This window comes from Bacillus oleivorans (assembly GCF_900207585.1).
In the GTDB taxonomy this organism is placed as follows: domain Bacteria; phylum Bacillota; class Bacilli; order Bacillales; family JC228; genus Bacillus_BF; species Bacillus_BF oleivorans.
Genome location: NZ_OAOP01000004.1, coordinates 302241 through 314322, shown reverse-complemented (window position 1 = coordinate 314322; position 12082 = coordinate 302241). Strand labels below are relative to the sequence as shown.

The window sequence follows — 12082 nt, the reverse complement described above, 5'->3', positions numbered from 1 at the left end:
AAACAAAACGCAAGTGTTTGAAACGCAAGAACCGTCCCTCTGTATCACCCTCTTAAAGTTTTATTGAGCTCGGATGCTTTGAAAAAGGCTGCTTTATCATTGAGTATTTCCCCAGGTCTGTTTCCTTCTCCAATGATATATCCCTCAAAAGAAATTCCCATAAAATCAAAAATGTATTGAAACTGCTGGATGAGGGGGAGTCCTTTTAAATAGGGCAGATCTCCTCCTACTGCAATCACATACGCTTTCTTAGAAGACATTTTTTCTCTGAAGTCCGGATAGTTTGGATCTCTTAATATCTGAGACCAGCGATCTACAAATAATTTCATGGTTCCCGACATGCTATACCAATAGATAGGGGTAGAAAATAGGAGAATTTCATGGGGAAGGATGCGGTCAATGATTTGGTTGTAGTCATCATTGACTTCTGCAAAGCCGCTTTCGGCATGGCGCTGGTCTACAATTGGTTCAATTTTATAATCGGTTAAATGTATCCTCTCCGCAGGTTTACCCTTTATTGCTTCCTCCGTTAGCAGCTCTGTGTTGCCATTTTTTCGGGTTCCACCATAAATTACGGCAATTGTCATTCTATATCCACTCCTTAACAGGTATATTTATCATTACCTTATAATGGTATTACAAACGCATAGAATAATAAAAGCAGTACGCTCTGTGGAATGTATTTTTAAAAATAATGTCAGCCTAGTCACAAAATGTTTCTGAAACACAAGAACCGTCCCTCTGTTTCAATTTGACAAAAATCAGAGGATATATTATAGTGGATGTATTAAAATGAATAGTTCTCCTAAAGGGGAGTAGCTTTTACAACAGAGTCGTCATTTCGGAGGAATTGTATCTCCCGGCTTTGTTGGCAACCAACTGTTGTTAGCAAGACCTTTGCCTATTGTGGTAAAGGTCTTTATTGTTTAAAAAAACCTTTACCGATTTCGGTAAAGGTTTTTTTGATTTTAAACGATATTAATATAAAGGAGAGGAAAACAATGAGAAAACAAAAGGTAGATTTCTTAGAATTGGTTAGAAAAAACAAGGAAGATTTATTAAGAGATAAGGAACTATTGGAAAAAATCGAGGACCGAATTGAAGAAAGACAAGTAAACGGAGATAAGAAATTCGAAAATGCGGGGATGGGGAGGAAGTAAATGATACTCAGAAAATATATATCTCTTTTAGGAATAGGGTCTGCCCAGATTGACCTGATCCTTGAAAAGGAAACGTATAGTGCTGGTGAGGAGGTTAAGGGTTATTTTCAAATCAAAGGCGGAACGGTTGTTCAAAAATTAAAACGTATTGAATGTGACTTAGTAATGGCAGATATAAAAGAAGAAAAAGAGGAAACCGTTGAGACTAAAACGATTTTAACAACCAAGAGCATCCAATCAGAAACTGATGAACATATCCCGTTTCGATTCTTATTGCCGGACGCTTTAGAAATGTCGGCTGGTACGTTAAACTATCATTTTCGGACAAGGCTCGTTTTTGATAAGGGAGTGGAAAGCAAAGATTTGGATGTAATTCGGATTGTGGGAAAATAATAGAGTGGGGTCAGGTCCTTTAAGTTTGGTTATAGGAGAGCACAAAACAATCCATGCCTTAAGAAGGTGATAAAATGACGAAATTTTTAAGGAGAATGAAATTTGTCTTTAAATTTTGGAAGTCGCTGCCGTTTATAGGGGATTTCTTTTTATCCAGGGAAGTTGAGACCAAGAAAAAGGTATTGAGTCTTGTGCTGATTCTTGGCTATGCATTGTTTCCTTTTGACTTAATTCCTGACTTCTTGATTCTATTTGGAATCGTGGATGACGCAGTGGTCATTGCTTTTATTATTGAAAGAATGATGAAATGGGCACCCGAATCTTTGAAAGAAAAGTATGATTTAGATAAACCAGCTTAAATTAGAGCTTACCTAAAAGCAGATTTTCATTTACACTAGAATAGTTAAAAAAACATCTACAGAGAGAATGGGGATACGATGACAACGAAGGTTTATTTTAATCATGATGGTGGGGTCGATGATCTCGTTTCGTTATTTTTATTGCTTAAGATGGATAATGTAGAGCTGACTGGCGTGTCTGTTATACCTGCTGATTGTTACTTGGAGCCAGCAGTGTTTGCAAGCCGCAAAATTATTGATCGCTTCGGTTACGGTGTCGGGCTTGATGTAGCAGAATCTAACTCACGCGGCAAGAATCCGTTCCCTAAGGATTGGCGGATGCATGCCTTTTTTGTAGATGCACTTCCGATTTTAAACGAGTCTGGGAAGGTTGTGACTCCAGTCGCTGACCAGCCAGCTCATTTACATATGATTGAGGCAATCCGGGCATCTGATGAAAAAACAACGCTTCTTTTTACAGGACCGCTGACGGACTTAGCCCGGGCTTTAGATTCAGCTCCTGATATTGAAGAGAAAATAGAACGGCTTGTCTGGATGGGAGGCACTTTCCGGGAAGCGGGGAATGTGGAAGAGCCTGAACATGATGGGACAGCCGAATGGAATGCATTTTGGGACCCTGAAGCCGTTGGCCGGGTCTGGGAAAGTAAGATTGAAATCGATCTGGTTGCTTTAGAAAGTACTAACAAAGTGCCATTAACGTTAGATGTGAGACAGCGCTGGGCAGCTGAACGAAAATATCTGGGTGTCGATTTTATTGGGCAATGTTATGCCATGGTTCCGCCTCTCGTTCATTTCGCAACCAATTCAACTTATTACCTGTGGGATGTCTTAACGACTGCGTTTGTAGGGAACAGTGATTTGGTTAAAGTGGAGAGGCTCCATAGCAAAGTCATTACAGACGGTCCAAGCCAAGGCCGTACGGTGGAAGCGAAAGACGGACGTTCAGTCAACTTAGTGTATGATGTGGACCGCGATGCTTTCTTTGATTATATTACCGACCTAGCAAAGAAGGGGTCATGACCGATACACCGCCAAATTTTTAATTCTAAAATTAAACAAACGGTTGATTAAATAAGAAAAATACTTAAAATACAATGGCAACAGCACTTCTCTAATTTTAGGGAAGTGCTTTTTGATTGCGTGAAACATATTTGTGAACAAGAACCTGTCACCACCCGAGTGTTTAAGATTCTGCAATTTGTGAAACACTTTCTGTGAAACAAGAAAAATCGGGTGGTATACGGCACCACAGAAAGGAGTTCTTGAAGCATCATGGTTGAGTTCATAAAGCATTTATTTGAAAAAGTAAGCGAAATGATTGAGGCGTTAGTTGAATTTGATTATGAAGAGGCTTATGAAGAAATGCTGAAGAAGAAGTGATCAAGGATTTCAAAAATATGGACCCCTTTTTTACTTTCAACATAAAAAAGGGGTTCCATTTATTTTAATTCATATTTTACATGACGTATAATGCATTTGGTTCAATTTTAATTTGGGCAGGGGTTTGCCCAATCATTTCTCCATCCCCATGTATCACCAGCGGGGATTGGGAATCAATTATTATTTCTTTTCCTCGTATAATTTTTATATATGGTGAGTTTGTATGCTTTCCTTTAAAAGCTAGAGGGAATACGCGTAAAAATTCCAGCCTCGACATTCCTTGCACAATGCAAATGTCAAATACCCCATCATTGTTCTTAGCCTCCGGGCAAATCGCAATTCCTCCGCCATAAAAAGGGAAATTGGCAACGGCAATTAGCCACACTTTCGGAATTTTGTATAATTTGTTATCCACTATTAAGGAGATATCTGCAGGTTTATATTTTATTAATACATTTAGTGCACTAAAGATGTATGAGATTTGCCCCAGCCTTACGTAATTTAGCAGTTTTTTATATTGAGAAGCATTTGTTTTCTGAGCGACTTCCCCATCAAATCCGATTCCTGTCACTGTACAAAAATAAGTCGAATTCACTAATCCGATATCGATTATTTTTGGTGTTCCAGTTAAAATGCGCTGCAGGGCTTTATCATGGTTTAAAGGGACAAATAAACCTCTTGAAAAATCATTTCCTGACCCGGCTGGAATAATTCCTAAAGGAATATTCGTACCTACTAATCCATTTATTACTTCCTGAACTGTCCCGTCACCGCCTACTGCAACGATTGCAGTCACATTTTCTTTATGAATCATTTCTTGAACTAATAAAGTCGCATGTTTTGGCCTCTCTGTAAAAAAAACACTGTAACTAATCTCTTCATTTTGAAGTATTTTTTCTATTTGAGACCAGACTTTTAATGCCCTCCCATTTCCCGAAACTTTATTAACAATAAAATAATACAAAAACCTCACCTATTCTTAAATTTTTAGCTAAATTATAGCCGACTTCATTTATGATTATACGAATCAAGTGAAAGTAGTTTTATTTATAAAGTTAAGCTAAAAACGTCTAGATGCTGTGGCAAAACTGAAAATTTTAGACCCTTTACAAATGCTTGCTCTCCATCAAGGTTGAGTGCGACCGAATCTGGAATCGAAAAGCTCCCAGTTTTTATTTTTGTATGCCGAATGATGGATGGGTTCTCAGCGATATTGAGCATAATGGCCAGTAATGAAAAAAACAGCTGTAACCGATTGGTTTGTTTTAAGGTGAGAAGGTGAAAGGACCCATCATTATAGGTTGAATTCTTAATAAGACGTTCAAAGGGACCGACCGAGTTTCCATTCATAATTAAAAATAAAGAAACATCTGAAATGACTTCATTAGGGGAGACCTCCACTGAAATCACAGCGGATTGTTTTGTTAAAAAAAAGGTTTTGAGAAAGTGCAGACCATAGGCAAATTCTCCAAAACTCGATTTGAGAGAAGGTGGTGTTTTATAGGTAATATCCGACAACCAGCCTGCTGCAGCAATGTTGGCAAAGTATCGGTTTCCAAATTTTCCAATGTCAACAGGTTTTGTTTTACCTCTTTTAATAATTGAAAGAGCCTTCGCATTGCAGCAAGCACCGATATATTTAGCAAATTCATTACTAGTTCCAAATGGGAATACTCCTATCGGCGGTCTATATTCTTCTTCCGCGATAAATTGGAGTGTTTGGTTTACAGTTCCATCTCCACCGGCAATAAAGATGGCATCCCATTTATTTTGGCATGCTTTTTTGATAGGATGATCCGAGTCTCTGACCTTAGTTGGATGATATACGTCTAATTGATAACCCATTTCTTCAAGATTCTTCACAAGTATCGGAAAGGCTTTATGATTCCCCTTTTTTCCAGAACACGGGTTATAAATCATCAATGCCTTTTTGTTTACTGTACTCATCGTAAGTCCTCCAGCCTGTAAGCTAATGCCACACTCGAAATTATAACTCCTATACTATTCTTCTTTCTCAGCCTTAGCATCTATTCATTATTTGAGAAATATTATTTCCATATTTATGTAATAAGTGAATAAAAAGACAAGTTACAGGAAAAATTAAACATAAATTGTTAAAGAAACTAGGTGACCTTTAATGAAAGCTTTACAATTCGATTTTAAAATGCCGCGCTATATTTCTAGCAAAGTAATCGGCAGATTTATTCCTTCTGTTCATTGGGATTCAAGACTTTCCTGTTTAAAATACGAAAGTCAGGAGGAGCCGGAACTTCCAAATGAGGATTGGGTGAAGATTAAAGTTAAATTTGGAGGTATTTGCGGCAGTGATCTTAATCTTATTTTTTTAAAGGATAGCCCTGCTACATCACCATTTGTTTCGTTCCCGTTTACAATCGGTCATGAAATCGTGGGGGAAATTGCGGAAACAGGGGCAAACGTCACCTTATTTAATCGGGGCGATCGAGTTGTGATAGACCCGATTTTATCATGTATATCGAGGGGAATTGAACATCATTGCCCCGCATGTAAAGCAGGCAATTTTAGCTTGTGTATTCATAAACATGAGGGAAACCTGGCACCGGGATTATTAATTGGGACATGTCGTGACACAGGCGGCGGATGGGGTTCCTATTTAGTGGCCCATAAAAGCCAGGTCTTTAAACTCCCTGACAATGTGAATGATTTAAACGGTGTGATGGTTGAGCCTTTTAGCTGTGCTTTACATAGTGTTTTAAGAAACCCGCCCAATAAAAATGACACCGTATTGGTAATAGGAGGAGGCGTGATTGGTATTAGTGTCATTGCTGCAATTCGGGCACTAGATATCCCGTGCAGAATCGTTACTTTGGTCAAACATCCTTTTCAGGCTGAGCTGGCCGCCAATTACGGTGCGGACGAAATCGTCTTTCTTCAAAAAAACCATTATGTAAGTAGCCTCGCCGAAGTTCTTAATGGACAAGTACTAAAACCGCTTTTTGGTCCAGAGGTGATTCAGGGAGGGGCAGATTTGGTTTTTGAATGTGTCGGAAGAAAACAAAGTATTAATGATGCACTTCGGTTTTCTAGAAGCGGCGGAAAAGTTGTTTTGTTAGGACTAGCCAGTATAATGGACGGAATTGATTGGACGACTGTTTGGCTAAATGAGTTAGATTTAAAAGGAAGCTTTGCTTATAGTACGGAGGTAATTCAGGGAAAAAGAGTCCGAACGTTTGACATCGCGATTGAATTAATGCGAACTGGCAAAGTCGATCTCTCACCATTAGTAACCCACCGCTTTCCATTAGATGAGTATCGGAGTGCCCTTGATACAGCTTTAAACAAGAAAAATCGTGCAGCAATTAAGGTGGTTTTTGAACCCTAACAGCAACCTTGATTTTTTATAGAGATTTTAGGGAGGAAATAAATGATGAAAAACTTTACTATAACAGGTGCAGAAAAATCTCCTTTTCTTACATGGTACACAGAAGGACTAAAAGAAAAGTTCTCAGCGCAAGGATATGAATTTTGCGAGGAGCCAGTTGATGAGATTAGAGTTGTTTTTAATGTGATTAATCATGAGAATCCGAGACCTTTTCGCAGGAAAGCACAGGCTACTTTTGTTATATCCATACTGGAGAATAATGAAGAACCGGAAAATGTCTTTGAGGCTGCATATCCGTATTTAGTCAGATCCTTATCTAATCATTTAGTTTTCATCGTTCACACCGAGGAAAAAACCGATGTTTATTTTATTACACCCGAACAGGGATTTTACAAATTAAGCTATCAAAATGATGACGAGGAAGACTTTTTTCAAAGGATTTATGAAAGATTAGAACCTGTAGCATCGTCTCAATTAGTGATTGATAATGACTTTATGGAAGATTTGGATCAAGAATTATGGAATGGTAACGAAGTCACAGAAAAAATGTATGTGGCCGGGAAAAAATTAGACGAAATGAACTTGCTGCCTGCACCATTTCCGCTCGAAAAATACTTATCATCCCGTGATATGCGCCAGTTAAAGAAATTATATGGGATTGGCGGCCTTAGTTATGGGAATCTTAGCAGCCGCCATGATGATAGAAATTTTTGGATGAGCGCCAGTGGATGCAACAAGGCAAATTTGCGAGTAATCGGTCAGGATATTTTACATATCAAAGGATTTAATTCAAAGAAAAATTCCATGGAAATAAGTGTTCCGCCGAGTATTTCTCCAAAAAGAGCTTCGGTTGATGCTATCGAACATTGGATGATTTATAAAGAACATCCTAAAGTAGGGGCGATCGTCCACATACATGCATGGATGGATGGGGTGAATGCAACGGAAATTAACTACCCTTGCGGAACCATTCAATTAGCGGAAACAGTAGCAGAACTTGTACGCAAAGCTGATGATCCTTCTAGGGCCATTATTGGGCTTAAAAATCACGGTCTCACTATAACCGGCCGAGATTTAGATGACATCTTTGACCGGATTAAAGGGCAAGTCATCCCGCAAGTACCAATGGCGTAAAAAATAAGAACCGATTAACTTAAAAAAAGGCTGTATTCTAAGAAATTGCTTTTAACAAAAGTGAATACGAAGAGTGGATTGAAGCGGAAGGCACTTGACTCCCGCGGAAAGCAAGTGCCTATAGCGGAAAGGAACGGTCAATGTTCACTCCTTAAAACAACAAACTTTACGAAAACAGCCTAAAAAAATGTAAAGAGGTAATAGTATGGAAAATACGATTCAGCCGATCGATAGGGTCGCGATTGACCTCGGTGTGATTCAGGTTTACTGGTATGGCGTTATTATCATTTCAGGAGCCATTCTCGCCTTATGGCTGGCCATACGTGAAAGTGAACGGCGTGATCTGCCAAAAGATACTTTTGTGGATCTTGTCCTATTTTTAGCACCGGCTTCATTGATATTTGCACGCCTCTATTACGTCATTTTTAAATGGGAATATTATTCTGAAAATCCCCATGAAATATTTGCTGTCCGGGAAGGCGGACTGGCGATGCATGGCGTACTGACTGGCGCGGTTTTAACGATCATTGTGTTTGCGAAAGTACGAAAAATATCGTTTTGGAAATTGGTTGATATTTTGGCTCCAAGCCTGATTTTGGCCCAAGCAATCGGACGCTGGGGGAATTTTTTTAATCAGGAAGCCCACGGGGGACCTGTATCAAGGGAATTTCTCGAAAATCTGTATTTGCCCGATTTTATTATTAATCAGATGTACATAAACGGGACGTATTATCATCCGACGTTTTTATATGAATCACTATGGAATTTTGCAGGATTTATAGTACTCATGTTCCTAAGACGGATGAATTTAAGACGGGGCGAGTTATTTTTGACGTATATTATTTATTACTCAGTCGGGCGTTTTTTTATCGAGGGTATGAGAACCGATAGCTTAATGCTTACTGATTATTTACGGATTGCCCAAGTCGTTTCTATTGCTCTAATCTGTGCCGCCATTCTCATCATCTGGTACCGGCGAAAAAAGGGATACGCGAATATGCGATATTTGGATGTAACCGGGGGGTGACAGGCACCACCCGGTTTTTCTTGTTTACAAAAAATTACACACAGAAGAAATTCGATGGTGAAGAGTGATTATTTAAACTAGTTCTTCCAGCTTTTGCAGATTTTCAGTCCACGCCTTTGACTGAGGCTTGGCGGTTTTTAATGAAAGGAACGCGCTTTCGACTAGAAAGTGGCGCGGTTCCTTCGCGTATAGTGTTTCGTTTTGGATGAAGTCAAGCAAGGCTTTGTATTTGGTTTGGTCTTCGTGGTTCACTAGCTCGTCTTTTAATAATGCGATAGTTTGGGTGATCTCGTACTGCGATTTGTGATGGTGAGCTGCACCTTCAGGAAACCATTGTTCTAATAGTTCGGGAGGAAATAGCTGCTCTCCCTTTTCTGATACTTCGTTTACCATGTTTATCAGACGCTCTACACTATAACGGACCACTTGAGTGATACTCTCAAGTGATCTTTGTGCAAAGGTGTGATGTTTAAGATTTTCGTTTAACAACCCTTTAAACATGATGGCACAATCAAATAGATACGGTTTTTTATTCTCGCCAAAAATATCAATAAAGCGCTCATATAACCATTGCAGCATCTTTAAGTGCCCGCGTTTGATAAATTCTTTTAGTTCCTCGTCCGGTATAAATATAACCTCTTCAAACAGGTTAATTAATTTATTGGTTCGATTAGATCTCAGTTGAAGGACAATTTGTTTAATAAAGATCTCAATATTTGCTCGATCTTGACCAATCAATAATTCATTTCTTTCTTTTTCCATCTTTTTGTATACAGAATGAAAAATAGCGATTAATAATTCATTTTTAGATGAGAAATAATTATAAAATGTACCCTTGGAAATTCCGCTGTAATCTAAAATATCTTGAATGGATGTCGCCTGAAATCCTTTCTCGATAAATAATTGATGCGCTTTAGCTATGACAAGCTGTTTTCGGTCATTCATCTAATCACCTTTACATATAACTTATACTAGCTGTACAAATTGTATAATACATTATAATCTGAATGATTACAAACGTTGATATAATACGGAATTTTTTAATTGCACATTTTGGACTCCTGGTATATTATATAGTTTGTGCTTAAAAGAAGTACATATTACATTGAACTGAGTGATTAGAAGAGGAGGAAGAACTATGGACCAAACTTTGGCTAATACAAACCGTCCGCCATATGGGATCCTCGCCATCTTAATGATAGGGGCTTTTATCTCGTTTTTAAATAATACCTTACTAAATGTCGCGTTACCGTCAATCATGGTAGATTTGCATGTAGATACGGCAACTGTTCAATGGTCCACAACCGGCTATATGCTAATAAACGGGATATTAATTCCAACCACGGCCTTTTTAATTCAGAAATACTCAGTTCGCAGACTGTTTTTAGTCGCCATGAGTCTCTTTACTGCCGGTACCATCATTGCCGGTATGGCTGATGTTTTTGGAGTTTTATTAGCAGCTCGTATGGTCCAGGCTTCTGGCTCGGCTATTATGATGCCGCTCTTAATGAATGTGATGCTCGTCAGTTTCCCGGTTGAAAAACGAGGAACGGCGATGGGGGTTTTTGGCCTGATCTTGATGTTCGCGCCAGCGATTGGACCAACTTTATCAGGCTGGATTATTGAACATTATGATTGGAGAATGCTATTCCATTTCATTACACCTATTGCAGCCTTAATTTTAATTTTTGGCTATTTCTTATTAAAGGATAAAAAAGAGAAGGTAGAGATTCATCTAGATGCGATTTCCGTAATCTTATCGACAATAGGATTTGGCAGCTTGCTGTACGGATTTAGCTCAGCAGGAAACGAGGGGTGGGGAAGTCCTTTCGTTTACGGAACGATTATCCTTGGCGCTATTGCTCTGGTTTTCTTTATCCGGCGTCAATCAAGACTGGAAAAACCAATGTTGAATTTTAATGTTTTTAAATACCCGATGTTTAGCTTAGCTTCCGCTATTACTATGATCTTAAATATGGCGTTGTTTTCGGGCTTTATGCTGCTGCCTATCTATGCACAAACGATCCGCGGAATTTCACCAATGGAAACAGGTTTAATGCTGCTCCCAGGGGCACTTCTGAATGCAGCAATGTCACCCGTCACGGGGAGATTGTTTGATAAATTTGGAGGCCGGATTCTATCGATTATCGGGCTGGCTATTACTGCAGTTACCACTTATTTATTTAGTCAATTATCATTTGAAACCACTTATCTTAACTTAGTGGTTCTGCACGCTGTGCGGATGCTGGGGATGTCGATGGTAATGATGCCTGTTTCAACAAACGGTTTAAATCAGCTGCCAAGATCCTATTATCCCCATGGTACAGCCATGAACAATACATTAAACCAAGTTTCCGCAGCAATTGGGACAGCTTTCTTGATTACGATTATGTCGATTCGTGAGAAGGCTTACGCGGATGAGCTGATGAGAGATGTCGCAGGGCAGCCAACTGCAGACGTCCAGCAGCAAATTATGATGGAGGCCATGCTGGGAGGCATTGATGACACGTTCCTAGTCGCTACTTTTCTAACAGGGATCGCATTAATCCTTGCGTTCTTTATTAAAAGGGCAAAACCGGCAGATGAACCTATCGAAAAAAAACAGCCAAGTAAAAAACTGGCTAAAGCAATTGGGGATTGAGTTTTTATAGAAAAAGAAGAAAAGAATTCAGATGCTGAATTCTCTTCTTCTTTTTAAAAGGCTGTTTTCGTAAAGATTGTTGTTTTTTGTATAATTGAGTTTTTACTAAAGTGTCCCTGACTGAATCAGACACGAAATTGCCTTAATTTCATCAAACTTGCCCCGAATCCGAATTGATTGGGACACGATCTGGTTTGGATTCATCGAACCTGTCCGAATCCGCCCCTGGTTCAGACAAGATGGGCTTTGAAATCAGGTAACCTGTCCGAACATCCCTAATCCAGACACGATGGGTTTTGAAATCACCAAACCTGTCCCAATCCGTCTCTATGACGGAAACAAATTGCTACTGATAGCAACAGAGCTTTTTAAAAAGATCGGAAAGTATAAGAATTTTGCTTTAGCTGCAGTCCATGTGACTGCAGTATTTTTATTGTATTTTGCTTAGTCCGATATTGATAAAATAGGCGATCCATGGACTCCGCTGGAGTAGAGGACATATGATCCGTTATTTCTTAAAAAACCCCTGTTTTAATGACTGAATAGGACATACGATCCGTTATCTTACAAAAATCATTAAAAAATTGCGTTCATTCACCGGATTAACGGAACCAATGTCCTATAACT

Annotated in this window: 12 protein-coding genes; 8 read left to right on the top strand and 4 right to left on the bottom strand. The window is 39.0% G+C overall.

Translation table 11 applies throughout. From position 1 onward, the window contains the following. Window positions 1-44: 44 nt before the first annotated feature. Window positions 45-587: a flavodoxin family protein gene (locus tag CRO56_RS11050; RefSeq protein WP_097158688.1), complete on the bottom strand. Its 543-nt coding sequence runs from the start codon at window positions 585-587 to the stop codon at window positions 45-47. Between the two features lie 414 nt (window positions 588-1001). Here CRO56_RS11050 and CRO56_RS11045 point away from each other — a divergent pair, with 414 nt between their 5' ends. From CRO56_RS11045 to CRO56_RS11030, 4 genes are all read left to right on the top strand, one after another. Continuing rightward, on the top strand, window positions 1002-1160 hold the full coding sequence (locus CRO56_RS11045; protein ID WP_097158687.1) for an FbpB family small basic protein: 159 nt from the start codon (window positions 1002-1004) through the stop codon (window positions 1158-1160). Then, window positions 1161-1553: a sporulation protein gene (locus tag CRO56_RS11040; RefSeq protein WP_097158686.1), complete on the top strand. Its 393-nt coding sequence runs from the start codon at window positions 1161-1163 to the stop codon at window positions 1551-1553. Between the two features lie 74 nt (window positions 1554-1627). Continuing rightward, on the top strand, window positions 1628-1912 hold the full coding sequence (locus CRO56_RS11035; protein ID WP_097158685.1) for a YkvA family protein: 285 nt from the start codon (window positions 1628-1630) through the stop codon (window positions 1910-1912). 78 nt (window positions 1913-1990) lie between these two features. After that, window positions 1991-2932 (top strand): nucleoside hydrolase, encoded by a 942-nt coding sequence (locus CRO56_RS11030; protein ID WP_097158684.1) that lies wholly within the window; start codon window positions 1991-1993, stop codon window positions 2930-2932. 436 nt (window positions 2933-3368) lie between these two features. On the opposite strand, the gene CRO56_RS11025 is transcribed toward CRO56_RS11030, so the two are convergent. Together CRO56_RS11025 and CRO56_RS11020 are read right to left on the bottom strand one after the other, a co-directional pair. After that, a complete protein-coding gene (locus CRO56_RS11025; protein WP_342745884.1) occupies window positions 3369-4265 on the bottom strand; it encodes a diacylglycerol/lipid kinase family protein in 897 nt (298 codons plus the stop codon). 74 nt (window positions 4266-4339) lie between these two features. Next, the gene (locus CRO56_RS11020) at window positions 4340-5239 is read right to left on the bottom strand and encodes a YegS/Rv2252/BmrU family lipid kinase (RefSeq protein ID WP_097158682.1); all 900 of its coding nucleotides are present in this window, start codon (window positions 5237-5239) and stop codon (window positions 4340-4342) included. Between the two features lie 190 nt (window positions 5240-5429). Here CRO56_RS11020 and CRO56_RS11015 point away from each other — a divergent pair, with 190 nt between their 5' ends. From CRO56_RS11015 to lgt, 3 genes are all read left to right on the top strand, one after another. Next, window positions 5430-6653 carry a zinc-dependent alcohol dehydrogenase gene (locus CRO56_RS11015; protein WP_097158681.1) on the top strand — a complete coding sequence of 408 codons (1224 nt, stop codon included), beginning with the start codon at window positions 5430-5432 and terminating at the stop codon, window positions 6651-6653. 45 nt (window positions 6654-6698) lie between these two features. After that, entirely contained in the window at window positions 6699-7787 is a 1089-nt protein-coding gene (locus CRO56_RS11010; protein ID WP_097158836.1) for a class II aldolase/adducin family protein, read from the top strand. 205 nt (window positions 7788-7992) lie between these two features. Next, window positions 7993-8814: a prolipoprotein diacylglyceryl transferase gene (gene lgt, locus CRO56_RS11005; RefSeq protein WP_097158680.1), complete on the top strand. Its 822-nt coding sequence runs from the start codon at window positions 7993-7995 to the stop codon at window positions 8812-8814. A 72-nt stretch (window positions 8815-8886) separates the two neighbouring features. Here lgt and CRO56_RS11000 read toward each other — a convergent pair whose 3' ends face one another. Next, the gene (locus CRO56_RS11000; protein WP_097158679.1) at window positions 8887-9759 is read right to left on the bottom strand and encodes a TetR/AcrR family transcriptional regulator; all 873 of its coding nucleotides are present in this window, start codon (window positions 9757-9759) and stop codon (window positions 8887-8889) included. A 193-nt stretch (window positions 9760-9952) separates the two neighbouring features. On the opposite strand from CRO56_RS11000, the gene CRO56_RS10995 reads away from it, so the two are divergent. Beyond that, on the top strand, window positions 9953-11455 hold the full coding sequence (locus CRO56_RS10995; protein ID WP_097158678.1) for a DHA2 family efflux MFS transporter permease subunit: 1503 nt from the start codon (window positions 9953-9955) through the stop codon (window positions 11453-11455). Window positions 11456-12082 lie beyond the last annotated feature (627 nt).